The following is a 26,279-nucleotide window of genomic DNA, read 5'->3' as shown; positions in this document are numbered from 1 at the left end:
GGGGGTGGGGGGGGGGGGGGGGGGGGCCCCCCCCTCCCCACCCCCCCCCCCCCCCCCCCCCCCCCCCCCACCCGGTACGTAGGGCTGACGTGCCGCCCCGGGCGCCGGGCCGACGATGGTGATCGCGGGCGGTCGGCGACATCCATCAAGGGTCGGCCTGTGACCAGCGCGCCGTCCCAGGAAGCGGCGTGTGCGGCACTGCCCTGTCCCGACTTCCCGTCCCAACATCGCATAAGTAGAAAGTTCTCCGCACCCTCATGGCCACCTTCTTGCACTGGATCGGTCGGACCGCTTTCAAGCGGCGCTGGCTGGTGCTTCTCTTCTGGGGCATCGTCGTTGCCGCGGTGGGCGGCGCCGCCGCGCAGACCACCAGCGGTTCGTCGTCCGCCATCACCCTGCCCGGCACCGAGTCACAACGCGCGAACGACCTGCTGGGCGACAAATTCCCCGAGGTCAACGCGAGCGGCGCCACCGCCCGCGTGGTGCTGCGGGCCCCGCACGGGGAAAAGATCACGAGCAAGGGCAACCATGCCTCGGTGGCCACGACCCTGAAGAACCTGGCGGCCTCCTCTTCCCGGGTCAGCACCGTCAGCGACCCCTTCAAGAGCGGAACCATCAGTAAGGACGGTGCGACCGCCTACACCACGGTCACGTACCGGATCACGGCCGCGGAGCTCACCGATCGTGACCATGAGCGATTCGACGACGCTCTGAGCGAGGGCAGGAAGACCGGGCTGACGGTCGAAGCCTCCGGCAACGCGGTCGCCACGGAAGAGGAAGGCAGCTCGGCCGAAGCCATCGGCTTCGCTCTGGCGGCGGTCATCCTCCTCATCACCCTCGGCTCATTGATCGCCGCGGGTCTTCCGCTGCTGACGGCCGTGGTCGGAGTGGGCATCAGCCTCTCCGCGATCACAGCGCTGAGCTCCGTCTTCGATCTCAACAGCAGCACGTCGGCACTCGCCTCGATGCTGGGCATCGCGGTCGGGATCGACTACGCGCTGTTCATCGTCTCCCGCTACCGCTCCGAACGTGCCGCGGGCCACGACGCCCGCGAGGCAGCGGGCCGGGCGAACGGCACCGCGGGGTCGGCCGTCGTCTTCGCCGGCCTCACCGTCATGATCGCCCTCGTCGGCCTGGCCGTGGTCAACCTCCCGGTGCTGACCGCCATGGGCATCACCGCCGCCGGAGCCGTCGCCGTCGCCGTCCTCGTCGCCATCACGCTGATCCCGGCCATGCTCGCCTTCGCCCCCGAACGCGTCCGCGGACGTTCCCGCGACCGCGCGGAGGGCCGCGACAGCCGTGAGACCAGGGCGCGGTTCGGCCGACGGTGGGTCACGGCGGTGGTGCGCCGACCGGTGCGGGTTCTCGTCCCCGCTGTGGCGGCACTGATCGTGGTGGCGCTCCCGGTCACCGGGCTGGAACTCGGACTGCCCGACGACGGCTCCAAGCCGCCGTCCACCACCCAGCGCAAGGCATACGACATGCTCGCGCAGTCCTTCGGAAAGGGCTTCAACGGCCCCCTGACCGTGGTCGTCACCGACCAAGCCGCGGCCACCGCCAAAAAAGCCGCCGCCACCATGGGCTCGAAGATCCGCGAACTGGACGACGTGGCCGTGGCGACCCCCGCCGTGTTCAACACCTCCGGTGACACGGCCATCATCACCGTCATCCCCGACAGCGCGCCGTCCGACGACGCGACCAAGGACCTCGTCGCCAACATCCGCTCCCTGGCAACGACCACGGAGCGCTCCATCGGCGCCCAGAGCATGGTCACCGGCACCGCCGCGCTGAACATCGACGTCTCCGACAAGTTCAGCGCCGCCCTGATGCCCTACCTCCTGGTCGTCGTCGGACTGGCCTTCCTGGTCCTGATCCTCGTCTTCCGCTCCCTGCTCGTGCCGTTGAAGGCGGCACTGGGCTTCCTGCTGTCAGTCCTGGCCTCGCTCGGTGCCGTGGTCGCCGTCTTCCAGTGGGGGTGGCTGGAGGACCTGTTCGGCGTCGAACAGCCCGGGCCGATCATGAGCCTGATGCCCATCCTCACCGTCGGCATCGTCTTCGGCCTGGCCATGGACTACCAGGTCTTCCTGGTCACCCGCATCCGTGAGGCATACGTCCACGGCGCCGATCCGCGTCAGGCCGTCGTCACGGGGTTCGAGCACAGTGCCAAGGTCGTCACAGCCGCGGCCCTCATCATGATCTGCGTGTTCGCGGGCTTCATGAGCTCCGCCGACTCCGTCATCGCGGCCCTGGGACTCGGTCTCGCGGTCGCGGTCGCCCTCGACGCCTTCATCGTCCGCATGACCATCGTGCCGGCGGTCCTGGCTCTCCTCGGCCGCCGGGCGTGGTTTCTGCCCGCCTGGATCGACCGCGTCCTGCCCATCGTCGACATAGAAGGCGAAGGGTTGGCCAAGTCCCCGGCGGTCGGCGTGCGGCCAGAACCCGCGACCGAACTCAGCCCCCGGCACTGACCCGATCCGCGGATGACAGCGGCGCACACCAGCCGGGGCAGCGGATCGCAGACCTTTGGGGTGGGCCCCATGGGTTGCTGACCGTGCCGAACACTTCGATCTCCGGCCGGTTCGTACCGCCGGCCGCTCAGGCGCGCCGCAGCGTCGTGGTGGCGATCTCCAGGAAGTCGCGCAGCAGTTGGTTCTCGCGCCGGTCCGCGGCGACGGCCAGACAGGTCTCGGCCCCCGGGGCGTCCGTGACGGGAAGGTGGACAAGGCCGGGGCGGGAGTAGGAGCGCGCGGCGCTGATGGAGATGAGCGCGATGCCGTGCCCGGCGGCGATGAGCTCGAACTTCTCCTCGATGGAGGACATCGGCCGTGTCGTCGCGGTGATCATCTTCTCGCCGTCCAGGTCGGCGCAGGTGAGCTTCTCGCGGCGCGCCAGCGGATGCGTCGCGGGCATGCAGGCGACCCTGGGCTCGTGGCCGATGGGGATGGTGCGCAACCCCGAGTCGTCGAAGGGCTGTCGCAGGTATGCGACCTGGGCCCGGCCGTCCCGGAGCGGCGCGTCCGCCTGCCACCAGTGGGCCGGGACGACGTCGGTCTCGACGTCCGGGTGGCGCGAGGTGAAGGCCCGGATCGCGGCCGACACATGCAGCCCGGGGGAGAAGGCGACAACGAGGCGCTGGGCGCCCCGCTCGGCGTCGTGTACGCGCCGCACCGCCGCGTCGACCGCCCCGAGGATCCGCTGCGCCTCCTCGTGGAGCTGCTTCCCGGCGGGGGTCAGCTCCACGCTGCGGGTGGTCCGTATGAGCAGGGCGCACTCCAACTCCCGCTCGAACGCCTTGATCTGGCGGCTGAGGACCGGCTGGGCGATGAAAAGCTGCTCCGCGGCCCGGCCGAAGTGGCGGTGCTCGGCCACCGCGGCGAAATAGCGGAGCTTGCGCAGATCGAGATCCATGCCCTTAAGGTATCAATCGCCGGAGAAGGTATTGGACGCTACGGGTCGCCCGCGCCGAGACTCATCACATGATCGTGATTACCGCTCCCACCGGCCAGATCGGCGGCCGGGTCCTGGGAATCCTGCTCAACGAGGCCCCCGAGCGCGGCGAAGAGCTGCGTGTCATCGTGCGCGACCCGGGGAAACTCCCCGACGCCGTCCGCGACCGCGTCGACGTCGTCACCGGATCGCACGGTGACGCCGAGGTCGTCGACCGGGCCTTCGCCGGCGCGGACGCCGTCTTCTGGCTGGCCCCGCCGCACCCCCAGGCACCGAGTCTGGACGACGCCTACTCCGGGTTCACCCGCGCCGCCGCGAAGGCGTTCACCGTCCACGGGGTCGGACACGTCGTCGGCGTCTCGGCGCTCGGCCGCGGCACTCCCGCCGCCGGCCGCGCCGGGCATGTGACGGCGTCGTTGGCCATGGACGACCTCATCGCGGGGACGGGCGTGGCCTACCGGGCGCTCGCCTGCCCCAGCTTCATGGACAACCTGCTGCGGCAGGTGGCCTCGATCCGCGACGACGGCGTGTTCACCGACACCGCCGCCGCCGACCGCACGGCACCGACGGCCAGCACCGGAGACATCGCCGCGGCCGCCGCCGGTCTGCTGCTCGACCGCTCGTGGACGGGGACGGGCGAGGTCCCGGTGCTGGGCCCCGAGGACCTTTCGGCGAACGACATGGCGCGCATCATGTCCGAGGTGCTCGGCCGTCCGATCCGCTACCGGCGGCAGTCGCTGGAGGACCTCCGCGCCGCGTTCACCCGGCGCGGCGTCGGCGACGCCATCGTGCAGGGCTACGTCGACATGATGCGCTCCAAGGACGACGGCATCGACGAGGGCGTGCCGCGCACCCCCGAGACCGCCAGTCCGACGACCTTCCGCCAGTGGTGCGAAGAGGTCCTCAAACCGGCGGTCCAGGCGTGAACGCCCCCAGGACCGCGCTCATCGTCGGCGCGTCCCGCACCCTCGGACTCGGCCTCGCCACCGAGTACGCGCACCGCGGCTGGAACGTCATCGGCACCGTCCGGGGCGAGCGGCGCACCGGCCTCCACGACCTGGCCGAGGCGTCCGGTGGCCGGGTCACGGTCGAGTCGGTGGACATGACGAAGCCGGAGGAGATCGCCGCGCTGCGCGAGCGCCTGGCGGAGCGCACGCTCGACCTGCTGTTCGTCAACGCCGCCATCACCAGGGGCAACATTCCGATCGGCGACGTTCCGACGGAGATGTTCACCGAGGTCATGGTCACGAACGCGCTCAGCCCGATGCGCGTGGTCGAGTCCCTCCGCTCGCTGGTCGCCCCGACCGGGACCATCGGCGTCATGTCCTCACGCCAGGGCAGCCTCGGCATGAACACCAAGGGCGGCCAGGACGTCTACCGCGCCAGCAAGTCCGCCCTGAACCAGCTGATGCGCAGCTACGCCGCCCGGTACGCCGAAGCCGCGCACACGCTGCTGCTCATGTGCCCCGGCCACGTCCGCACCGAACTGGGCGGGCCCGACGCGCCGTTGAACATCGACCAGTCCATCCCGGGCGTGGTGGACACGATCGAACGGCACAGCGGCGAACCGGGCCTGAAATTCCTCAACCACCAGGACCAGCTGGTGCCCTGGTAGCCCAGGGAGTAGCCGCCGCACCCGGGTGCGGCGGTACCCGGGCCCTTCCCTCAGCCGGCCCGCATCCTTTCGTACAGCGTCGGGTCATGGGCGCAGATGATCGTCAGGTCGGGTTCCGCGCGCCGGTACAGCTCGCCGAGGCGGGCGTGGTTGGCGCGGACCTGTCTCCGGTCGTACGCGACGGCCGCCTCCATGGCGCGGAGGGCCGCGGGCACGGGGGCGCGGCCGTCGAGGGTGCCGGGGTGGTAGAAGGCGTCCCCGGCGTGCAGGATCCAGCGGGTGCCGGTGTCGACCGCGACGCAGGCGTGGCCGCGGGTGTGGCCGGGGAGGGCGACCAGGACGATGCCGGGCGCGACGGAGTCGAGCTCCTTGGCGGCGGCGAACCCGCGCCATGCCTCGCCGTCCGGGCTGTGTTCGACGACGCTCGGGCCGTGCGCCCACTGGGCCGGGCGGAAGCGGAGGCGTTCGCGCCAGGAGGGGGCGTGGATCGCGCCCTGTGCCTCGGCCGCGGTGACGTGGACGGTGGCGTGCGGAAAGTCGGCGAGGCCGCCGATGTGGTCGGCGTCGAAGTGGGTGAGGACGATGTGGCGGACGTCGTCGCGCCGGAAGCCGAGCCGTTCGACCTGGCGGGCGGCGGTTTCTTCGGGGTCCAGGGCCGGTTTGGTGTAGTGGCGGGCCGGGCCCACGCGGCGGCCTCGGGTGGCGATGTCCATGAGGCCGAAGCCGGAGTCGACGAGTACGAGCCCCTGGACGTCCGTCTCGATAAGAAGGACGTGGCAGACCAGCTTCGGTCCGCCGCGCAGGCGCATGGTGCCGCAGTTGAGGTGGTGGACCTTCACGACAGGTCCGCCTTCGGCGTGTTGACGAGGGCGGGGTGCGGGGTGCCGCCGGCTTCCCTCAGAAGTCCGCGCAGACAGCGGAAGGCCAGGGGCCAGTTGCGCGGGATGCGCAGATTCAGGCCGCCGATCAGCTGTTTCAGCAGCGTGAGGCTGTCGAAGTAGATCCGCTCGCAGATGAGGTTCTCGGCCCCGTCTCCGTCGTCCTCGAAGATGAAGTACGCGGTCATGCGCACTCGGAAGCGGTTTCCGGTGGGCGGGATCGCGCCCAGCGGGCCGAGGTGGGTGCCCAGCAGCCAGAATTCGACGATCACGGCGTCGCCGGAGTGGCGCAGGGCGATGATCTCGTGGTCCTGGTCGGGGAAGGCACGGCGACTGTCGCGGTAGTAGCCGCGCACCGCCGCGTCGCCGTCGTGGACCGTCATCGTGGGGATCAGCTCGTAGCGCGGATGCGGGAAGGTGGCCAGGACGTCGTCCCACTCCTGGCGGACCTCGTCGTGGAAGTGGTCCAGGACCAGCTTCTGGCGGGACGCGAGGATGTCGTCGCTGATCACGGTGGTCATCGGTGAGTCACTGCCTTGTGGGTGAAGGTGGGGCCGGTGCCGGGGTTGGTCCAGGCGGCGGTCAGCTCGCTGGAGGGGAAGAACTGAAGGAAGCGGGGGTCGGCCTGGGCGCGGTCGACGAGCGTCTTCTCGATGACGAGCGAGTTGTACTGCTCGGCGGTCGTCTCGATGGTGTTGGCGTTGAGGACGACCTCCTGCTGCCAGGCGCGGGCCCAGCGGGCGATGCCGGGCATGCGGGAGTGCTCGGGGGTCAGACACTCGGCGGCGATGGCGTTCTCACTGGACGCCCAGATGCCGCTGGAGGTGTTCAGCAGGAGGGTCTGGTTGCCCAGTACGTGGCCGGGGGTGGAGATGACCGCGACACCGGGGCCGAGGAGCAGCGAGCCGTCGACGGCGAGGAAGGCCTCGGGACGCACATCCCGATAGGTCTCGGGCTGGTACCAGGGCCGCTGGAGCGGGTGGAGCTCGGACATGGCCAGCAGCTCATGTCGCTGCACGATCACCTTGGCGCGGGGGAACACCGGCTCGACCGGAGCGTCGCCGAGGTCCGGCTGGGGTGTGCTGGTGCCGATCCACCGGCGCAGATCCTGGGTGTGCAGATGGTCGAAGAGGAGATAGTCGACATCCTCGGGCGCGATGCCGAGCCGGGCCAGATGCCCGAGGACGGTGCCGTGTTCGGTGACCATCAGGGATCGCACCGGGCCGGGTGTGCGACGGGCCAGTGCGGCGAAGTACGGGGTGTTGCGGCCGAGTTGGACATCGCTCGGCTCGAACAGCAGCACCCGCCGGCGCCCGTCGCTCTCGGTCCAGCGGATGACGAGCATCCGGTTGGTGATGGCGAGGAACGGGGCGATGGCCCGGGAGGCGCGGAAGAGGCCGAATCTCGTCGGATAGGGGAGGGTCACCAGGTCGCAGGTGGTGACGGTGTCCGGGGTGCCGGTCGCCGCGAACTCGGTGCGCAGCGCCTCCGCCCGGGTGCGGGCCCACACGAGCTGTGTGCCGTGGCCGCCGGGTATGTCCGCGAGGCCGTCGAGGGTGGTGATCGGGGTGCCGAGCGTGGGCATGTCGAGGATGTCGGTGTCCTGCCAGGCGAGTTTCATCGGTCGAGTCCTTCTTCCCCGGTCAGCTCGTGACCCCGGTGCGATCGCCCACGGCGACACTTGCACTGCAAGTCTTGTGGGCCGGAACGCTAGACTTGCGGCGTAAGTGATGTCAAGGGAGGGTGACGCATGGCGGCGCGAGGAACCGGCCGGGGCAGGCGGGTCGGCCTGACCCGCGAGAAGGTGGTCGCGGCGGCGGTGACGATGATCGACCGCGATGGCCCCGACGCCTTCTCCCTGCGCAAGCTGGCCACGGAGCTCGACATCGAGAACATGTCGCTCTACAACCACGTACCGAACAAGGAGGCCCTTCTCGACGGCGTCGCCGAAGCGCTGCTGGCCGGTATCGCCTTTCCCGAGGAGGAGGGCGGGTCATGGCAGAAGCGGATCCGGGCGCACGCCGCCGCCTTCCGTGCGGCCGCCAAGCGGCACCCGAAGGCTTTCCCCCTGGTGCTGACCCGGCCCACGCAGTCGCCCGCCGCCCTGGAGGCCATGCGCTCCACGCTGGCCTGCCTCGACGAACTCCGCCTCGCCCCCGAGGAGATGGTCCACGTCCTGCGCGGCTACACCGCCTTCATGGTCGGCTCGATCATGCGCGAACTGGGTTACGCCATCTATCTGGGCGCCATGGATAGCGATCAGGTCCAGCAGCGCACCGAAGCCATCGCGGCCTCCGGTGATCCGATTCTGACCGCGACCGCGCCCTATCTGGCCGACAGCGATCACGACGCGGAGTTCCAGTACGGCCTGGAGCTGATGATCTCCGGCCTGGCCGCCAAGGTCGGCGTTCCCTACGAGGCCCCGGCCGCGCGTCTCAGCTCGATGTGATGTGTCACGAGTGCGTATCCGTCTTGCGGTGGGGCGCCCACCTGGGGATGTGTGGCGTCGCGGCTCGCCTAGAGTGCCGATCATGTCTCAGTCAAAGATCTTCAAGAACCCTGTTCAGCACCCACGGTCCACCTCGATACCGTCCCGGCGGATGAAGAAGACCCTGATCGCGGCCGTCGGCATCGGCATGGCCGTCGCGTTGAGCGGCTGCAACGAGGACACCGGCAGCGCCACGGACAAGGACACCGGCGCCGCGGAGTCGAAGGCGCCTTCCGCGGGGTCGTCCCAGTCCTCGGCCCCGGCGAGCCCCTCGGGCGATCAGCCGTTGTTCACGGGGTGGCAGACGCAGACCTCGCAGAAGCACCACTTCCGTTACGACGTGCCCGCCAAGGCCGAGAAGTGGAAGACTCTCGACGAGGAGACGGCCCTCTCCTACACGGACGAGAACGGTCAGCCGATCGTCGTCATGACCGCGGCCGGCAACTACCGTGAGGGCGGCTGCGCGTCGAGCCCCAACCCCAAGGCCGTCGGCGAGGCGGGCAAGGGGCAGCTCGCCACCGTGGGCACCACGGGCGGCGGCAAGGACGGCTCGCTCCAGGAGAACGCCCGCAACTGGGCGGGGAACTGGGGCTTCGCCGCGTACGGCGGCGCGGACCACAAGCCCAAGATCAAGGTCAGCGAGCCCAAGCCGTGGAAGCAGGGGGGTATTGACGGCTACACCGCGACCGCCCAGGTCACCGTCACCAACCGGCCGAGCTCCTGCGTTCCGCCGAAGGCCGTCGTGCACAGCATCGCGCAGAAGCTCCCGGACGGGACGATGCACGGCTGGGTGATCTACGCGGACCAGGGTGTTCCGAAGGCGCTGACGGATGCCCAGATCAAGAAGATCATGAGCACCGTCCGGTCCACCGGCAGCTGACCACCGGCCGGCTGCCGGGCAGGGCGTGCCGCCAGGCCACGGAGCCGTACGGGGGTCGCCGGAGGTTCGGGTGCCGGACCCGGAAACGGGTCCGGCTCACCATCTCTTATAAGTATTTTTCGGATTGCGGATATTTTTTCGTGGTAGCTGCCGCGGAACCTCTCCAGTAGATTCCTGCTCGTGCGCGCACGGGAACGGCCGTGAAAATCCAGCGGGTTGCTTCCTGTTTTCCGTGCGCGACGTCAACGGAAGCCCATAGGCGTGATGGAGATCGTGGCAGTGCAGAGACGAGCGATGAATCTGATGGCGGCCGTGGTATGCGCCGGTGCCGTCGTGGTGGGTGCCGGTGCTCCGGCGAATGCGGTGGAGTCCGAGCCGGAAGTCATTCCGATCGACCTCCTGCTGGCCGGATCCTATGCGGATTCGGTCCGGGATGCGATGGGCATATGGAACAAGGCCGTTCCGGGAATCAGGTTCGTCGAGCAGGACACCCCGGCGGCTTTACGGGTCAAGGAATACACGACCGCGAACGGAACCGGTTCCCACGCCTTTGTCAATGGTTTGGGCAGGGGCTGGGTCTACCTCGAAACCGGGGATGCCCAGAAGTACAAGCCGTCCCGTATCGCCGTGCATGAACTGGGACACATTCTGTCGCTCAGCGACCTCGGACCGGGCAGCGTCTGCTCCAAGGTGATGTCCGGCGCCTGGGCCGGCCCCGAGTGCACCAACGATCAGCCGGACGCGGAAGAAGCCGCCGAAGTCGCGGATTTCTTCGCCGCGCACGATGTCGGTGACCCGGTACCGGGCTGGGGCACTCCCTCGGAGGGCTGAACACGCCGTCCGCGTGGCCGACCGCCCGATTCGGTCGGCCACCCGCCGTACCGCCCACCCGCCGTACCGGCCGCTCACCTCCGGCGCTCTCGCGCAGCCGGGACGTATTGATCAAGCTCTCAACTGGCTGTTCCGCCTCGGGGAGGCATGCGCATGCCTCCCAACGGGCGGGAACCGATGCCATATCCGCCACGACTACTGGACCGGGGTGACGTTCCCTCCCCCTGTGGCAAGCGGATCCAGGAGTTTCGATGCGTTCTCGTGTGTGGTGGGGTGCGACGGCCGTCGTGCTGGGCGGCCTCCTCGTGGCGGGCTGTGGCGACGGAGACGGCAGTGGGGACGGCGACACGGCGGGCGCCGGCGCCGAGCAGCCCGCCACCGGCGGCTACCCCGTCACCGTCACCGACTGCGCGGGCGCCGAGACCACGTTCTCGAAGGCACCCGAGAGGATCGTCACCAGTAACGCCTCCAGTCTGGAGCTGCTGCTCCGCCTGGGCGCCGGTGACAAGGTGATCGGCACCGGTTTTCCGCCCGGCAAGGGCACGCTGCCCGGTGAACTCGGCGCGCGGGCGCGGAAGGTGAAGGTGCTCGCCCGATCCGTGATCCCGAAGGAGAAGCTCCTCGGTTCCGGCGCGGATGTGTACATCGACACCTTCGCCTCGATGAACATGGGCGGCGGCATGGGCGACGCTCCGACGGAGGAGGAGTACGAGGCGGCCGGGATCAAGCACATCTACCTCAAGTCCACCGCCTGTGCGGCGCGGAAGAAGCGCGCGCTGACCGGGTTGTCCGCGGTGGAGGCCGACATCACCTCCCTCGGCGCGGTCACCGGCACGAGCGCGAAGGCGAAGGAACTCGTCGACGGCATGAAGAAGAAGGTGGGCGCCGTCCAGAAGGCGGTCGGCGGGACGGCGGAGGACGAGCGGCCGACGTACTTCTTCTTCGACTACGACGCCGGTACCAAGCAGCCCATCGCCGTATGCGGGAGGCAGCTCGCCAACGCGGTGATCACTCTGGCCGGTGCCCGCAATGTCTTCGCCGACTGCGACGGCGACTACCAGCAGGTCGGCTGGGAGGATGTCATCTCCAGGAACCCGGACTGGATTCAGCTGGGCGTCCGGGACCGGGGCAGCGAGGCGGCGAACGAGAAGGCGTTCGACGAGGCGCGGACGTGGCTCGAGTCGAACTCCGCCACCAAGGGCCTGAAGGCCGTCAAGGAAGGCCACTTCCTGCGCATCGGCTCCGAGCAGACCACCATCGCCGGCGTCGAGAACGCCGACACCGTCCAGAAGATCGCCAAGACCCTCTACCCGGGCAAGGTCGGCTGACCGTGCTCGATGTCACGGTGAGCGGGAAGGGCACCGACGACGGCGCCGCCGACGCCGCCGCGCGCACGCGGCGTTCGGTGCCCGCCGGGCCGTCGGCGCTGCTCCTCGCGGTCGCGCTGCTCGCGGCCCTCACGGCGGCGGTCGCCTGGGGCTCCACGTCGATCCCGCCGGGCGAGGTGTGGAGCGTGGTCTGGCGCAGGCTGACCGGTCATGCCCCCAGGCCCGGCACGAATGACCTGATCGTCTGGCAACTGCGCCTTCCTCGCGCCCTGCTGGCCGCGCTGGTGGGCGCCGGACTCGGACTGGTCGGTACGGCGATGCAGGCTCTCGTCCGCAACCCGCTGGCCGACCCGTACTTCCTGGGCGTCTCCAACGGCGCCTCACTCGGCGCCGTCGCCGCCATCGTGCTCGGCCTCGGCACCGGGGGCGCCCTGGGGCTCGGCCTGTCCGCTGCCGCGTTCGCGGGAGCCCTGGCCACCTTCGCCCTCGTCTGGGCGGTGGCCCGGCGCGGCGGGGGATTCGCGCCGCTCAGACTGGTGCTCGCCGGGGTGGCCATCGGACAGTTCCTGTCCGGCTTCACCAGCTACCTCGTCCTCCAGGCCGGGGACGAGCAGCAGACGCACAGCGTGCTGTTCTGGCTCATGGGCAGCCTGGGCGGCGCGAGCTGGCCCCTGCTGGCCGCCCCGGCGGTGGCGGTTCCGGCGGTCCTGCTGCTGCTCCAGGCCAGGGCCCGAGGGCTCAACGCGCTGCTGATGGGAGATGAGACGGCCGCCGGGCTCGGCATCGACGTCGTACGGCTGCGCCGTGAGCTGTTCGCCGTCACCAGCCTGCTCACCGGCGTCCTCGTCGCGGTCTCCGGGGCCATCGCCTTCGTCGCGCTCATGGTCCCCCACGTCTGCCGTCTGGTCGTCGGCGGTGACCACCGTCGCCTGCTGCCGCTGTCGGCGCTCTTCGGCGCGCTGCTGCTGGTGGTGGTCGACCTCGTGTGCCGCACGGCCATGGAGGCGCAGGAACTGCCGGTCGGGGTCGTCACCTCGCTGATCGGCGCTCCGGCGCTGCTGTATCTGCTGGACCGGCGGTTGGGGAGCGGGAGTTGAGGAACGTACGGAGGGCGGGAGACGCGGTGCTGCCCGAGGAAGTGGGAGCCGGGGACGGACCGGGGGAGCGCCGGTTGCGGATCGACATCGAGGACCTGAATGTCGCGTACGCCGGACGCACGGTGGTGGCCGGCGCCCACCTCATCGCGGCCGCGGGCGAGATCACCGGCCTGGTCGGGCCCAACGGCAGCGGCAAGTCCACGCTTCTGCGGACCGTGTACCGGCACCTGAAGCCGGCCTCCGGGCGCGTTCTGCTCCAGGGCACCGACATCCGCGAGCTGAGCCCCGCCCGCTCGGCCCGGCACATCGCCGCCCTCCCGCAGGAGCGCGGTGAGGACTTCGAGCTGACCGTGCGCGAGGTCGTCGCCATGGGGCGCACCCCCTACAAGCTGGCGTTCGCAGGGGAGGACGCCAACGACCGGGACATGGTCGCCCGTGCCCTCGCCGATGTCGGCATGGCGCACCATTCCGCCCGCCGCTTCACCGAGCTGTCCGGCGGCGAACGCCAACGCGTGCTGCTGGCCCGCGCGTTCGCACAGGCGGCGGACGTCCTGGTCCTGGACGAGCCGACGAACCACCTCGACATCCGCCACCAGGTCGAACTGCTCGCCCTGCTGCGCGGCCGCCGCCGTACGACCCTGGTCTCGCTGCATGACCTCAACGCCGCCGCTTCGGTGTGCGACCGGCTCCACGTCCTGCACGAGGGCCGCGTGGTCGCCTCCGGCGCACCCCGCGACGTGCTGCGACCGGCTTTGCTGGCCGAGGTGTTCGGCGTGCGCGCGGCCGTGGTCGAGCACCCGCTGACCGGGGACCCGCTGATCGCCTTCGACCACCGGGAGGGCGCATGACGGACGACGCTTCCGGCGCGGAGCGGCGCGGGGACGCACCGGAGCGGCCCGGGGACGTACCCGAAGTCCACGACCGCTGGCTCCTGGTGTCCGTGGCGGGCGTCCTGTCGTTCGTGGCGATGCTCGACATGAACATCGTGAACGTGGCGCTCGCGGACATCTCCGAGGGCCTGGGGGTGTCGGCCGCGACGGCGCAGTGGGCGGTCCTGGGCTATCAACTCCCCGTCGTCGCCCTGCTGTTGCCCGTCGGCCACTGGCTCGACGACATGGGTGTCCGCCCCGCGCTGCTGGCCGCGACCGCCGGCTTCGGGCTGTGCGGCGCGCTCGCCGCCGCGTCCCCCTGGGCGTTCTGGCTGATCGCCGCCCGGATCGGACAGGGCGCGTGCGGCGCCGTGCTGTTCGTGCTGATGCCGGTGCTGGCGGTCCGCTCCGTGCGGCCGGAGCTGCGCGGGCGCGCGATGAGCGTGCCGGCGACCCTCGGCCCCCTGGGCGCCGTCGTCGGACCGGCGGCCGGAGGGCTGCTCCTGGACCATCTGGGCTGGCGCTGGATCTTCCTGGTCAAGATCCCGCTCTGCCTGGTGGCGCTGGCGGTGGTGTGGCGGGCGATGCCCCGGGGCGGGCGCCTGCGCGGTCCTGGCCGGCGCTCCCTCGCCGATGCGGCCCTGGTGGCCACCGGAGTAACGATCCTGCTGCTGTCCCTGACCCTGGGTTCCGTCGCGCCTGCCTGGCTCGCCCTCGTCGCCGTACCGCCGCTGTGGTGGTGGCTGCGGGGCCCGGGCGGCCGTCCGGTGACCGGTCTGCTGCGGGCCGCGGGGCTGCTGCGGGTGCACGGCGCGGTGCTGGCGCTGGCGGTGGGCTTCGCCGCCATGCACTACGTGGTCGCCCTGCGCCTCCAGCGCGACGAGGACGTCAGCGCGACCACCACGGGCCTGACCGTGCTCGCCTTCCCCCTCGGCATGGGGCTGGCGGGCCCCCTCGGCGGACGGCTCGCCGACCGCTGCGGTGCCAGGCCCGTCGCGGTCACCGGCGCCGCCCTGACCGCCACCGGACTGCTGCTGCTCGTCCTGCCGGGCGCAGGCTGGTCCCCGCCCGAGGTGGCCTGGCGGCTGGTCCTGGCCGGACTCGGCATGGGGCTGACCGGAGGACCCACCCAGGCTCTGGTCATGGGCGCCGCTCCGCCGGGCCGCGCCGCCACGGTCGGCTCCACGGTTCAGCTCGCCCGCAGCCTCGGCTTCACGCTCGGCCCGGCACTGGCCACGGCGGCCTGGAGGCTGACGGGCCCGGACGGCGGCGCACGGACGGGCCTGGCGCTGGCCGCCACCGCCGCCTGCCTCGCCGTGCCACTGCTCGCCCTGCCCGCCCGGGGCCCGGCGAGCCTCCCCGGAAGCGCCACCGACGCGGCACCCGCCGCACCCCGCTGAGCCATCGATCCTTAAGCCCTCACCGAGGAGTCGTACCCATGTGCGGAATCACCGGCTGGGTGTCCTTCCACAGGGACGCCCGCACCCAGGCCCCGGTCATCGAGGCCATGACCGCCACGCTCACCCCGCGCGGGCCCGACGCGGGCGGAGTCTGGCTCGGCGAGCACGCCGCGATCGGCCACCGCCGCCTGGCCGTCATCGACATCGAAGGCGGCGTACAGCCGATGACCGACCGGCCGGAGGTCCCGACGAGCGTCCTCACCTACAGCGGTGAGATCTACAACCACCATGAGCTCCGCGCCCGGCTGAGGAACCTGGGCCACGAGTTCCGCACCCGCAGTGACACCGAGGTGGTGTTGCGCGCCTACGCCGAGTGGGGCGAGGCGGTCGCCGATCACCTGGACGGCATGTTCGCGTTCGCGGTGTGGGACGAGCGGAGGCGGCGGCTGCTCCTGGTCCGCGACCGGCTCGGTGTCAAGCCCCTGTTCTGGGCGGCCGTCGACGGCGGTCTGGCCTTCGCCTCCGAACCCAAGGCGCTCTTCGCCCACCCCGAGATACGGCCGCGGGTGGACGCGGACGGGCTGCGCGAGGCGTACAGCCTGCTGTTCAACACCGGTCCGACGGTGTGGTCGGGCGTGCGGGAGGTCGAGCCCGGCGGCCTGCTCCTCCTGGACCGGCACGGCATCCGCGAACGCCGCTACTGGCAGCTGGAGGCCGGCGCCCACCCGGACGACCGGGACGCGACCGTCGCCCGCGTGCACGACCTGGTGAGCACCGCCGCCCGCGCCCAGCTGGAGGCCGACGTCCCGCTCTGCTCCCTGATGTCCGGCGGCCTCGACTCCACCGTCCTGACCGCCCTGCTCGCCGACGAACTGCGGCTGCGCGAGGGCCAGGACGCCCGCATCCGCTCCTACGCCGTCGACTACAGCGACCAGGCCGAGAGCTTCACCGGCGACGTCCTGCGCACCGGCCACGACACCCCGTACGCCACGGAAGCGGGCGCGTTCATCGGCACCGATCACCGCACGGTCGTACTGGACCCGCGTGCCCTGCTCGACCCCGAGCACCGCAAGGCCGTGGTCGTGGCCCGCGACTCGCCGATCGGCGTCGGAGACATGGACACCTCCCTCTACCTCCTCCTCGGAGAGATCCGGAAACACTCCACCGTCGCCGTGTCCGGCGAGGCCGCCGACGAGGTCTTCGGCGGTTACCCCTGGTTCCACGACCCCAAGGCGCTCGCCGCGCCCACCTTCCCCTGGCTGCTGGTGACCGGCGACGAGGCCGCCATGCCGCTCAACCCCGAACTCGACCTGCGCATCGGCGAGTTCCGCGACGACACCTACCGCGGCGCTCTGGCCGCCGTACCGCACACCGCAGGCGAGTCGAAGACCGAGCACCGGCAACGCGAGATGCAGCACCTGTCGCTCACCCGCTGGCTGCGCCAGCTCCTGCACCGCAAGGACCGGCTGAGCATGGCCCAGGGCCTGGAAGTGCGCGTCCCCTACTGCGACCACCGGCTCGTCGAGTACGCCTTCACCTCCCCATGGGCGCTGAAGAGCTTCGACGGCCGGGAGAAGAGCCTGCTGCGCGCGGCGGGCACGGGCCTGGCGCCCGAGTCGGTGCTGCACCGGCCCAAGAACCACTACCCGGCCACCCACCACCCCGACTACAACCGCGGTCTCCAGGACATGGCCCGCGACGCGCTCGCCGACGACCGGGTCCGCTCCCTCGCCGACGAGACCCGCATCAAGCCCTGCCTCGACACCGCGCCCGATCAACTCCGGTGGGGCCACCGGCTCCGCCTCGAACGCGTCGTCGATCTCGCCCTCTGGCTCGACCACCACCAGCCCGACCTCGCCCTCTGAGGAGCGCCCCCGCATGACCCTCCAAGAGCCCCTGCCCGCCATGAACGCGTACGGCCCACGCGACGAACCCCTGCCCGACCCGGTCCCGCTCATGGGCTGCCCGTACAAGGCCGACCCCTATCCGCTGTACGAGCGGATGCGGGAGAGCGGTCCCGTCCATCGCGTCCTGTTCCCCAGCGGTGTGCGCGCCTGGCTCGTCACCGGTTACGAGGCCGCCCACGCCGCGCTGAACGACGACCGCCTGGGCAAGAACCACGACCGCGGCAACGACCACTGGCGCGCCCGTGCCTCGATCATGCCCGAGCCGCAGCGCTCCCAGCTCCAGGTCCACCTCCTGCACCAGGACCCGCCCCACCACACCCGCATGCGGCGCTTCGTCACCGACGCCTTCACCCCGCGCCGTATCGAGCGGCTGAGGCCCCGGTTCCAGGAACTGGCCGACGCCCTCGTGGACGCCCTCCCGGACACCGGTCCCACGGACCTCGTCACCGGCTTCGCCGCCCACTTTCCGTTCCGGGTCCTCGCCGAAGTCATCGGCCTGCCATCCGAGTTGGCGAACCGTTTCGACCGCGACTGGGGCAAGGTCGTCCAGCCGGTGGGCCCCACCGACCCCGGACGCCCGCTGTACGAGGCCCGTCTGCACGGCCTTCAGCGCTATATCGCCGACGTCGTCGCCCACAAGCGAGAACACCGGGAGGACGACCTGCTCAGCGGCCTCGTCGAGGCCCGAGACCGCCGAGAGCTGTCGCCGGAGGAGCTGGACTCGATGATCTTCCAGCTCCTGGTGGCCGGTCAGGAGCCGGTCACGAACCAGATCACCACCTCCCTGATCGCCCTCTTCCGCCACCCCGCCGAGCTCGCCCGGCTGCGCGACGACCCGGACCTGACGCCCCGCGCGGTCGACGAACTCCTCCGCCACGACAGCGCCTTCGAGCTGACCACATGGCGCTTCCTCGACCAGGACGGCGATCTGCACGGTACGAGGATCCCGGCCGGCGACTCGGTGATCGTCTCGCTGTGTGCCGCCAACCGCGACCCGCGCCGCTTCCCCGACCCCGACGCACTCGACCTCGACCGCTCGCCCAACCCCCATCTGGCCTTCGGCCACGGCATCCACTTCTGTCCCGGCGCCGCCCTCGCCCGCACCGAGCTCCGGATCGCCCTGGACACCCTCCTGGCCCGCCTGCCCGGACTGCGCCTGGCCATCGACGACGCGGACATCGAGTGGATCCCCGCGGTCCTCGGCCGTGGCACCAACCACCTGCCCGTCGGCTACGACCGGCGCATATGACCCACCGCTCCACGAGCGGCACCAGCGCCGCCATCCTCGACCTGCTCCTGCCGCACCACCGCACGACCGGCCCTTCGCCCGGGGGAGTGGTGGCCTTCCCGCACCAACTGCGCCGGATCGCCGGCTTCGTACGCGCCGGAGAACCCGTGCTCTTCACCCTGCCCGGCTTCCCCTGCAAGTCCCCCAACCCCGCCAAGGTTCTCGGCCACCTCCCCGACCAGGGCGAACGCCTCTCCCTCGGCTTCCTGAACACCCTGTGCGAGAAGATCGAGCGGATCCACCCGCCGGGCGCCCGTGTGATCATCTGCTCCGACGGCCATGTCTTCGGCGACCTGATCCGCGTCCCGGACGACCACATAGACGCCTACGCGGACGCACTCGGACACCTCATACAGGAGGCGGACCTGCACCGCCTCTCCGTCTTCGACCTGCGCGATGTGCTGGGTGACCTGCCCCACGGCGCCAAGCGCGCCCGGGTGCACCAGGGTTACGCCCCCACCCTGGAGGCGCTGCGGGCGGAGGTCCGCTCCGAGGCCCACACCCTGGCCCTGTACCGGGGCATCACCCGATTCCTCGTCGAGGACACCGCCGACTTCACCGGCACCCGCTCCGCCCTCCAGCGCGAGTGCCGCCAACGCGCGTACGGCGTCATCCAGCGCAGTCGCGCCTGGGGCGAGCTGATCGCCGAGCACCACCCTCGCGCCGTCCGGTTGTCCATTCACCCCCAGCCCATCGGCGCCCCGAAGTTCGGCATCCGCCTGCTCGACGCTCCCGACGTCTGGACCACCCCCTGGCACTCCGCCGCCCTGCGCCGCGCCGACGGCACCTGGACGCTCCTGCCCCGCACCCGCGCGCGGCGGCTCGGCCGTCTCGTCCACCGGCACGGCAGGCCGAGCCATTACGAACAGGGCTGAGCCCGCGCCCCGCTGTGGCACGCGTCACCGCGAGGCATCGGAACTCGGGTGGAGGCCGTTCCGACTCCTCTACCGGTGCGGCCGGACTGGCTGAGGCCGTACGAAGCGATCGGAGTTTCGTCATATGAAGCAGAACCACCGACCCGCCCGCCGCCGGGCGGCCGCGTCGCTGTCCGGAGCGTTGCCCCCACCGGCGCTGTGCGGCTTCCTCCTGCTGCTCGTGGTGGTGTGCGCCGCTTCCTACGCCGTCGGCACGAGCGTCGGGCCCGTCGCCCCCGGCATGCACCGCACCGGCACGACACAGGACGGCTCAGGAGACGGCCACGAGGGTGGCGGCATGGAGATGGACGGCATGGGCACGGACCACGGAAGCGGGCGTTGATGGCCGCCGAATCGGCTTCCCGGACGGTCGTGACCGACCTCTCCGTCGGCGGAATGACCTGTGCGGCCTGTGTGCGGCGCGTCGAGAAGAAGCTGGCCAGGCTGGACGGGGTCACGGCGACGGCAAACCTCGCCACGGGCCGGGCCCGGGTGAACCACCCGCCCGGCGTCGGCCCGGACCAGCTGATCGCGACCGTCGAGCAGGCCGGCTATTCCGCCGCGCTCCCCGAGCCGCCCAGGAAGCGACGGCGCGAGGACGGGGATGGAGGGGATGAGGGGGACGAAGCGGAGGACGCCCGGCAGGAGCGCGACCGGCTGGTGATCACGGCCCTGCTCGCGGTGCCGGTGCTGGTCCTGTCGATGGTTCCCGGTACGCAGTTCCGCAACTGGCAGTGGCTGTGCTTCGTACTCGCCGCGCCCGTCGTCGTCTGGGGAGCCTGGCCCTTCCACCTGCGGGCGGCACGCGGACTGCGGCATGCGGCGGCGACCATGGACACCCTGGTGTCGCTGGGAGTCGCGGCCTCCTTCGCCTGGTCCTCCTACGCGCTGTTCCTCGGCGGCGCCGGCGCCCCTGGCATGCGGATGCCGTTCAGCCTGGTGCCCACCGCCTCGGACGGCGTCGCCCACATCTATCTGGAGGCCGCCGTCGGCGTACCGCTGTTCGTCCTGGCGGGCCGCTACCTGGAGGCGCGGGCCCGGCGGGGGACCGGCGCGGCACTGCGCTCACTGGCCCGGCTGGCCGCCAAGGAGGTCTCGGTACGCGACGGCGAGGGCGAGCGCCTGATCCCGATCGGACAACTGCGGGTCGGTCAGGTCTTCGTCGTCCGGCCCGGGGAGCGCCTGGCCACCGACGGCACGGTCGTGGAGGGCGGCTCGGCCGTCGATCTCTCCCTGGTGACCGGGGAGAGCGAGCCGGTGGAGGTCGGCCCCGGCGCGCCGGTGATCGGCGGTGCCGTCAACGCCGGAGGGCTGATTCTCGTACGGGCCACCGCGGTGGGAGCCGATACGCAACTGTCCCGTATCACCCGGCTGGTGACCGAGGCCCAGGCGGGCAAGGCACGGGCGCAGCGGCTCGCCGACAAGGCCGCGGGGGTCTTCGTCCCCGTCGTGCTCGCCCTGGCCGTCACGGTGCTCGGATTCTGGCTCGGGGCGGGCGCCGAGCCGCAGGCGGCGATCACCGCGTCCGTGGCCGTCCTGGTCGTGGCGTGCCCCTGTGCGCTGGGCCTGGCGACCCCCACCGCGCTGATGGCGGCGACCGGCCGGGGCGCCCAACTCGGTGTCCTGGTCAGCGGGGCACGGGCGCTGGAGGGACTGCGGCACCTCGATGCCGTGGTGCTCGACAAGACCGGCACGCTCACCTCCGGGCATATGAGCGTCGCCCGGGTCACGGCCGCGCCGGGCGGGCTCGGCGAGGAGCGAGTGGTCCGGCTGGCGGGCGCGGTGGAACAGGGATCGGAGCATCCGCTGGGGCGTGCCATCACCGCGTATGCCCGGCGAACCGTCCCCGGGGAGCCGCTTCCGGCCGTGGCCGACTTCCTCGCGCTGCCGGGGAGGGGCGTCCGCGGGCGGGTGGCGGGACGGCTGGTCGAGGTCCTGGCCCCGGACGACGTGTTGCCGCCCACCCTGGCCCAGGCGCTGCCGGCCGGCGGGACCGCCGCCCGCACCCCGGTCGTGGTCCGCGTCGACGGCGAGCCCGAGGCACTGATCGAGCTCGGGGACGTCCTGCGACCGGGAAGTTACCGGGCCGTGGACCGGCTCCGCCGCCTGGGGGTGCGACCGGTGCTCGCCACCGGCGACCGGGAGGCGCCCGCCCACGCCGTCGCAGCCGACCTCCGCATCGAGGAGGTGCACGCCCGTAGTACCCCGCAGGACAAGGCCGCCCTCGTCCGCGAGCTGCGGGAGCAGGGCTGCCGGGTCGCCGTCGTCGGCGACGGTGTCAACGACGCGGCCGCCCTGGCCGGCGCCGACCTCGGCATCGCCATGGGCACGGGCACGGACGTGGCGATCGGAGCGGCCGACGTGACCCTCGTACGCGGTGACATCGAGACCCTGGCGGACGCGGTCGGCCTCGCCCGCAGCGCTCTGGGCACGATCCGGGCCAACCTGCTCTGGGCGTTCGGCTACAACGCCGTGACGGTGCCGCTGGCCATGGTCGGCCTGCTCAACCCCATGCTTGCCGCGGCCGCGATGTCGGTCAGCTCGCTGCTCGTGGTCGGCAACAGCCTGCGGCTGCGGGTCTGGCGGCCGTCACCGACGGGCAGACGCCGACAGCCGTCACCGACCGGTGGCCCGACCGGTGGACCGACCGGCGGACGCCCTTCCCGGCCCGCCGCCCGGACGCCACTGTGATGCCCCTGCTGAGCGCTCCGCGGGAAGTGCCGCGAAATGCCGTCGTGCGTCTGCGGCCGCATCGTGGCTGGTCGCCCACGCGGCGGAGCCGCATATCGACACAGCCCCGCGCCCCTTCGGGGCGCTGCCCGAACCGTAGCGGACTTCCTCCGACCTGCTCAGCCGCTTGTGGACCGCCTGCCCGCGACCGCGCCCCGACACCGAGGTGGAGACCAGCCCGATGACGAACCCCTCCTGGACGCCCAGCCACCGTCGCCTCACGGACTCCCTGCGGGCCGCGGCCGCTCCGGCCTGCGCCTGTGTCCTGGCGCTGGGTGGCCTCGCCGTGTGGACCGCCTCGGGCAACGCGGGCAGTCCTCCGCGTATCGACGTCACCGGCGCACGGCTCTTCCTCCCCGCCCCGGGGGTGTCGCGGACCGCCGCGTTCTTCCGGATCACCAACACCGGCGGTGTGCGGGACCGGTTGGTCGAGGTGACGTCCTCCGCGGTCACCGGGGAGATCTCGCTCAGCCGCCACCGGATGACCGGGCGGGGATCGGCCTATCCGCAGGCCGCGGAGTCCCTGCCGGTTCCGGCGGGCGGCACGCTCGACATGTCACCGTTCACCAGCGATGTGACCGTCCCGGCCACGGCCCGCTGGCGGGCCGGAGACCTGGTGCCCTTCACCCTCCGTTTCGAACGCAGTGGACGTGTCGAGACCAACGCCGTCGTCGTGCGGCCCGGTGAGGGCTGAGTGAGGTCGAAGAAACCCGCCCGCGGTTTTTCCTTCCGCTGGGCAGAAAGCCGACTTCCGGGTGTCTCCGGCGCACTTTACGGTGCGGTCGCGCTGCGCTTCCGCAGCGCGCACCCGCGCCGCATCCTGGAGGTACACCGATGCGTCCAACCCGTCGTCGCTCCAGATCGACTGCCCCGTTACGGTCCCGATCCCGCCTCGTGGCCGTGCTGATCGCGCTGGCGGCCACCCTCACCTCGGCGCTGTTGACCGTCTCCGTCACACCCACCGCGGCCGCCGAACGGCCGTCCCGGAGCAATCCCGCTGCCGGCTCGGCCACCGAGAACGCCGCCGTCCCCGCGGCGATCCCGGATCCGACGACCGCTTCGCTCGAGGCCACGAACGGGCCGCTGGCCACCGCCAATTACACCGTTCCCCATCCGAACGGGTACGGGTCCGGCACGATCACGTACCCGACGGCCGGCGGCTCGTACCCGGGCGTCGTGCTGATGCCGGGCTATCAAGGCACCCAGCAGAACCTCCAGTGGCTCGCGCCCCGCCTCGCTTCCTGGGGCTTCGTCGTCATCAACGTCGGCACCCTTGCGCTGGGCGACGATCCCGCGTCGCGCGGCCGTCAGATCAGCGCCGCCGGCACCCAACTGCTCTCGCTCGGCTCCACCACCGGCAACCCGATCTACGGGAAGGTGAACGGCACGCTCGGCGCGGCCGGTCACTCGATGGGCGGCGGCGGTGTGATGGTGGCGCTCCGGGACGACTCCCGCTTCAAGGCGGGCGTGCCCCTGGCCCCGTACAACCCCAGCCAGAACTTCTCCGGAGTCACCGACCCCACCTTCTTCATGACCTGTCAGAGCGACCCCGTCGCCCACGCCAACACCTACGCTCTGCCCTGGTACAACTCCATGTCCCGGGCCGAGAAGCTCTTCGTCGAGGTTCCCGGCGACCATCTCTGCCCGATGACCGGCTACGGCAACAAGGCCAAGCAGGGCAAGTGGATGGTGTCGTTCTTCAGCCGCTGGCTGTACGGCGACACCCGCTTCAGCCCGTTCCTGTGCGGTGCCGCGCGGGAAGCGGACAAGAACAACCCCTCCCTGGTCACGCGCTGGCAGGACACCTGTCCGTTCTGAGCGGATCCTCGTAGGGCCCCTGGGGAGGGCTCCCGCGGGTCCACCGCGGGAGCCCTTCTCACGAGCCCGTCCGTGCCCACTCCGCGCGCGGCGCCCCCTGGAGGCGTCGGCTCACGCGCCGTTCTGCCGACGGGACAACGCGCGGGAGATGGTCCGGCCGGTGGCCATGACCAGGGGCGCGAGCGCGTTCCGTCCGGCATCAGAGGTCCCCGGGACGACGGACACGGCGGCGACGACCTCGCCCGTCGCGTCCCGCACGGGGGCCGCGGCCGACACCGTGCCCCCGGGGCCGGGCCACCGGCCGTTCACCGCGAAGCCTGCCCCCTCCACCTCGGCGAGCACGCGACGCAGGCCGGTCGCCGGGGCGTGGTGGACCAGATAGTGCTCTCGGACGGTGGACCCCGCGTACGCGAGGAGCACCAGGCCGTCACCGGTGGTGTGCGCCGGGCGCCGGCCGCCGACCGGTTCGCCCGCTCCGCCGGTTCCCGGGGCGCCGATCCGCTCCACGAGCACGGTCTCCATGCCGTCCAGCACCGCCAGCCGAACCTGCTGCCGCCCGGTCTTCCGGTACAGGCCGAGGAGGAAGGGCATCGCCACGTCTCTCAGCTCCAGCCAGCGTGGGGCCATTGCGGCGACCGCCCACAAGTGCAGACCGATCTCGTAGCGGCCGCTCCGGTGCCGTTCGAGGGCACCCCAGGACAACAGCTCGCCGACGAGCCGGTGCGTAGTGGCCAGCGGCATCCCGGTTCGTCGGCTGATGTCCGTAAGGGTCAGCCGACGGCGTTCCCCCGCGAACGCGTCCAGCACGCTGAGAACCCGGCCGGCCACCGAGCGGGGGGCCGGTTCCTTCCCGGCGGGCGCGCCGCCGGGCGGAGGTGGAGGCGGCGCTGAACGCATCGGGGGATCCTCTCGGCGGATAGGGCCGTGTGCCGCACAAAGGAGGCATGCGGTTGATAGTTGACATGCCTGCAAGCTTCGGATGCGGGTAGCGGCAGGGCCACCCCTCGCCCTTGGATATGAAGCTGTCGTTTGCGCATAAGCCCGTTGTGCACGTCCTGGAGCCCCCGGGAGCGGGGCGCACGAGCACGCGGCCGGATTGATGCGGATGACGCATCGACAGATCCCGGTTTCGACGCTGGACACCGTTCGAACACAGCTTGGAGACTCACGGGTGGTACGGCGATGCCCGCCACCCGCCTCGCCCGCTGAACGACCCGGCCCGGCCACGCATCGGCGCTCACCCCGCCCTACCGCTCCTTCTCGGTTCCCCCGCACCAGGCGATCGGCTCCACGTCCGGCCCTCCCGGGCCGCCCGACATCTCACGGAGGACCCTTGAGAAAGATGACCAGACGTACGGCCTTCGCCATGGCGGCGGGCACCGTCACCGGCTCGTTGGTGATCAACACGGCCACCGCGGCGGCCGATGCCCCGGCGCCGGGACGGCCGGTGGCGGCCGGAGCCAATCCCGTGCTGCGGACCGCCCTCATCACGCAGGTGACGCCCAGGAACAACTGGCGGGTGACCGCCGTCGCCATCCGCTACGCGGCCCCCATCGACTTACGTGGCGGCGTCATCCCGCCCTCCGCCTTCCAGGTCACCGCCGACCTCGGCGGGCAGAGCGCGGCTCGGACGGTCACCCGGGTCTACCCGAACACTGCGGCCAGGACGGACGACGTCCCCGACGCGGGACGGCCGGGCAGATACCTCGTCATCGAGCTCGACCCGGACGACACCAATGCGCAGGCTGCCGGCACCGACCCGCTTCCGCTCCAGCGCGCCTACACCGTCAGGCAGGTGGCCGATGTGCGGACCCCCGGTGGTGACGTGGTGCTCGCGGCAGGTCCGTTGGCGATCCGGAACGACGACGTCATCACCCCGGTGGTCGACGACTTCACAGCGGGATCGTTCACCGACTCCACCGGATTCGAACTGGCCTTCCGGCTGTACCAGCCGGAGGGGTTCGTGCGGAGTCCGGGGGCGGCCGCGCGGTATCCGCTCGTCGTCACCCTGCACGGCGGTGGCGAGGTCGCCGACAACAACATGACCCAGCTCACCGCCAATCGCGTCGCCGTCACCTTCGCCAAGCCGGAACGCCAGCGTCGGCACCCGGCGTTCGTGCTCGCCCCTCAGATCCCACTGCCCCGCCCCATGGACGGACCCGACGGTACGGACTGGACCGACCCCAAGGTCCGCTCGGCGCTGGTCGAACTCATCGACGCCTTCACAACACAGCGCCCCGTCGATGCGGATCGGCTCTATCTCGTCGGCCTGTCATCGGGTGCGCGAGGCATCTTCAACCTGCTCCCGAGGCGTCCCCACACCTTCGCCGCGGCCCTGGCCACCGCCGGCTGGGGCGACCCGTCCACCATGGACGGGATCACGCACATCCCGATGTGGACCGACCACTCCATCGACGACCCGGTGGTCCCCTACCGCGAAGGACGGTTCGGAAAGCCCGGCACCTGGACGCTGATGAACGCGCTGGAGAGCGCCGGTGCGCGGGTCACCCGCGGGGAGTGGGCCAACGACCTGCCGAAAGCGGAGTTCGAAGCCCGCTCCAGGGCCCTGCTGCACCGGGCCCGCCGGGCCGGCAGCCATGTGCTGTTCACGAGCTACACGCCCGGCACGACGCCGGTGAGCCCGCACTTCGCGTGGGCCCAGACTTACGAGAACGACGTCGTCATCGACTGGCTCTTCGACCAGTCCCGTTAGGCGTACCGGACGCGGCCGGGCCCCCCCCCCCCGTTTGGCCCCGCGCTCCCCCCCCCCCCCGACAACCCTCCCCGCC

General features: G+C 71.4%; 23 protein-coding genes. 18 read left to right on the top strand and 5 right to left on the bottom strand.

Annotation, left to right across the window (positions count from 1 at the left end; translation table 11 throughout):
- Positions 1–257: 257 nt before the first annotated feature.
- Positions 258–2,468 (top strand): MMPL family transporter, encoded by a 2,211-nt coding sequence (locus ACT2CW_RS18670; protein ID WP_445517432.1) that lies wholly within the window; start codon positions 258–260, stop codon positions 2,466–2,468.
- Positions 2,469–2,595: 127 nt separating this feature from the next.
- Here the strand turns inward: ACT2CW_RS18670 and ACT2CW_RS18665 are convergent, their stop codons facing one another.
- Positions 2,596–3,408 carry a LysR family transcriptional regulator gene (locus ACT2CW_RS18665; protein WP_445517431.1) on the bottom strand — a complete coding sequence of 271 codons (813 nt, stop codon included), beginning with the start codon at positions 3,406–3,408 and terminating at the stop codon, positions 2,596–2,598.
- Between the two features lie 68 nt (positions 3,409–3,476).
- Here ACT2CW_RS18665 and ACT2CW_RS18660 point away from each other — a divergent pair, with 68 nt between their 5' ends.
- Together ACT2CW_RS18660 and ACT2CW_RS18655 are read left to right on the top strand one after the other, a co-directional pair.
- A complete protein-coding gene (locus tag ACT2CW_RS18660) occupies positions 3,477–4,373 on the top strand; it encodes an NAD(P)H-binding protein (protein WP_445517430.1) in 897 nt (298 codons plus the stop codon).
- Positions 4,370–5,062 carry an SDR family NAD(P)-dependent oxidoreductase gene (locus tag ACT2CW_RS18655; RefSeq protein WP_445517429.1) on the top strand — a complete coding sequence of 231 codons (693 nt, stop codon included), beginning with the start codon at positions 4,370–4,372 and terminating at the stop codon, positions 5,060–5,062. Before ACT2CW_RS18660 ends, ACT2CW_RS18655 begins: the two co-directional genes overlap by 4 nt.
- 50 nt (positions 5,063–5,112) lie before the next feature.
- On the opposite strand, the gene ACT2CW_RS18650 is transcribed toward ACT2CW_RS18655, so the two are convergent.
- The 3 genes from ACT2CW_RS18650 to ACT2CW_RS18640 are packed head-to-tail and all read right to left on the bottom strand — an operon-like array spanning position 5,113 to position 7,561.
- On the bottom strand, positions 5,113–5,901 hold the full coding sequence (locus ACT2CW_RS18650; protein WP_445517428.1) for an MBL fold metallo-hydrolase: 789 nt from the start codon (positions 5,899–5,901) through the stop codon (positions 5,113–5,115).
- Positions 5,898–6,461: an ester cyclase gene (locus tag ACT2CW_RS18645; protein WP_445517427.1), complete on the bottom strand. Its 564-nt coding sequence runs from the start codon at positions 6,459–6,461 to the stop codon at positions 5,898–5,900. Before ACT2CW_RS18645 ends, ACT2CW_RS18650 begins: the two co-directional genes overlap by 4 nt.
- Positions 6,458–7,561 (bottom strand): hypothetical protein, encoded by a 1,104-nt coding sequence (locus ACT2CW_RS18640; protein WP_445517426.1) that lies wholly within the window; start codon positions 7,559–7,561, stop codon positions 6,458–6,460. The genes ACT2CW_RS18645 and ACT2CW_RS18640 overlap by 4 nt, the downstream gene beginning before the upstream one ends.
- A 129-nt stretch (positions 7,562–7,690) precedes the next feature.
- Here ACT2CW_RS18640 and ACT2CW_RS18635 point away from each other — a divergent pair, with 129 nt between their 5' ends.
- From ACT2CW_RS18635 to ACT2CW_RS18570, 14 genes are all read left to right on the top strand, one after another.
- Positions 7,691–8,389, top strand: coding sequence for a TetR/AcrR family transcriptional regulator C-terminal domain-containing protein (locus ACT2CW_RS18635; RefSeq protein ID WP_445517425.1), 699 nt, complete (start codon positions 7,691–7,693; stop codon positions 8,387–8,389).
- Between the two features lie 82 nt (positions 8,390–8,471).
- Positions 8,472–9,308, top strand: coding sequence for a hypothetical protein (locus ACT2CW_RS18630; RefSeq protein WP_445517424.1), 837 nt, complete (start codon positions 8,472–8,474; stop codon positions 9,306–9,308).
- Positions 9,309–9,572: 264 nt separating this feature from the next.
- The gene (locus ACT2CW_RS18625) at positions 9,573–10,139 is read left to right on the top strand and encodes a snapalysin family zinc-dependent metalloprotease (RefSeq protein WP_432047873.1); all 567 of its coding nucleotides are present in this window, start codon (positions 9,573–9,575) and stop codon (positions 10,137–10,139) included.
- A gap of 251 nt (positions 10,140–10,390) precedes the next feature.
- A complete protein-coding gene (locus ACT2CW_RS18620) occupies positions 10,391–11,467 on the top strand; it encodes an ABC transporter substrate-binding protein (RefSeq protein WP_445517423.1) in 1,077 nt (358 codons plus the stop codon).
- Between the two features lie 17 nt (positions 11,468–11,484).
- The gene (locus ACT2CW_RS18615; protein ID WP_445517733.1) at positions 11,485–12,564 is read left to right on the top strand and encodes a FecCD family ABC transporter permease; all 1,080 of its coding nucleotides are present in this window, start codon (positions 11,485–11,487) and stop codon (positions 12,562–12,564) included.
- A gap of 74 nt (positions 12,565–12,638) precedes the next feature.
- Entirely contained in the window at positions 12,639–13,412 is a 774-nt protein-coding gene (locus ACT2CW_RS18610) for an ABC transporter ATP-binding protein (RefSeq protein ID WP_445517732.1), read from the top strand.
- A complete protein-coding gene (locus ACT2CW_RS18605) occupies positions 13,409–14,833 on the top strand; it encodes an MFS transporter (RefSeq protein ID WP_445517422.1) in 1,425 nt (474 codons plus the stop codon). The genes ACT2CW_RS18610 and ACT2CW_RS18605 overlap by 4 nt, the downstream gene beginning before the upstream one ends.
- A gap of 38 nt (positions 14,834–14,871) precedes the next feature.
- A complete protein-coding gene (gene asnB / locus ACT2CW_RS18600) occupies positions 14,872–16,698 on the top strand; it encodes an asparagine synthase (glutamine-hydrolyzing) (RefSeq protein WP_445517421.1) in 1,827 nt (608 codons plus the stop codon).
- A gap of 13 nt (positions 16,699–16,711) precedes the next feature.
- A complete protein-coding gene (locus tag ACT2CW_RS18595) occupies positions 16,712–17,989 on the top strand; it encodes a cytochrome P450 family protein (RefSeq protein ID WP_445517420.1) in 1,278 nt (425 codons plus the stop codon).
- Positions 17,986–18,903, top strand: a complete 918-nt coding sequence (locus ACT2CW_RS18590; RefSeq protein ID WP_445517419.1) for an L-tyrosine/L-tryptophan isonitrile synthase family protein — start codon at positions 17,986–17,988, stop codon at positions 18,901–18,903. The genes ACT2CW_RS18595 and ACT2CW_RS18590 overlap by 4 nt, the downstream gene beginning before the upstream one ends.
- Positions 18,904–19,027: 124 nt before the next feature.
- The gene (locus tag ACT2CW_RS18585) at positions 19,028–19,285 is read left to right on the top strand and encodes a hypothetical protein (protein ID WP_445517418.1); all 258 of its coding nucleotides are present in this window, start codon (positions 19,028–19,030) and stop codon (positions 19,283–19,285) included.
- Positions 19,285–21,633, top strand: coding sequence for a heavy metal translocating P-type ATPase (locus tag ACT2CW_RS18580; RefSeq protein ID WP_445517417.1), 2,349 nt, complete (start codon positions 19,285–19,287; stop codon positions 21,631–21,633). Before ACT2CW_RS18585 ends, ACT2CW_RS18580 begins: the two co-directional genes overlap by 1 nt.
- 220 nt (positions 21,634–21,853) lie before the next feature.
- Positions 21,854–22,366: a copper chaperone PCu(A)C gene (locus ACT2CW_RS18575; RefSeq protein ID WP_445517416.1), complete on the top strand. Its 513-nt coding sequence runs from the start codon at positions 21,854–21,856 to the stop codon at positions 22,364–22,366.
- Between the two features lie 200 nt (positions 22,367–22,566).
- A complete protein-coding gene (locus tag ACT2CW_RS18570; RefSeq protein ID WP_445517415.1) occupies positions 22,567–23,490 on the top strand; it encodes a poly(ethylene terephthalate) hydrolase family protein in 924 nt (307 codons plus the stop codon).
- 111 nt (positions 23,491–23,601) lie between these two features.
- On the opposite strand, the gene ACT2CW_RS18565 is transcribed toward ACT2CW_RS18570, so the two are convergent.
- Positions 23,602–24,387 (bottom strand): IclR family transcriptional regulator, encoded by a 786-nt coding sequence (locus tag ACT2CW_RS18565; protein ID WP_445517414.1) that lies wholly within the window; start codon positions 24,385–24,387, stop codon positions 23,602–23,604.
- 445 nt (positions 24,388–24,832) lie between these two features.
- Here ACT2CW_RS18565 and ACT2CW_RS18560 point away from each other — a divergent pair, with 445 nt between their 5' ends.
- Positions 24,833–26,203, top strand: a complete 1,371-nt coding sequence (locus tag ACT2CW_RS18560; RefSeq protein WP_445517413.1) for a PHB depolymerase family esterase — start codon at positions 24,833–24,835, stop codon at positions 26,201–26,203.
- Positions 26,204–26,279: the final 76 nt, after the last annotated feature.

The sequence above is a fragment of the Streptomyces sp. NEAU-174 genome (assembly GCF_052665095.1).
The sequence above is the reverse complement of the archived record's forward strand: the minus strand, read 5'-3'. Positions and strand labels throughout refer to the sequence as shown.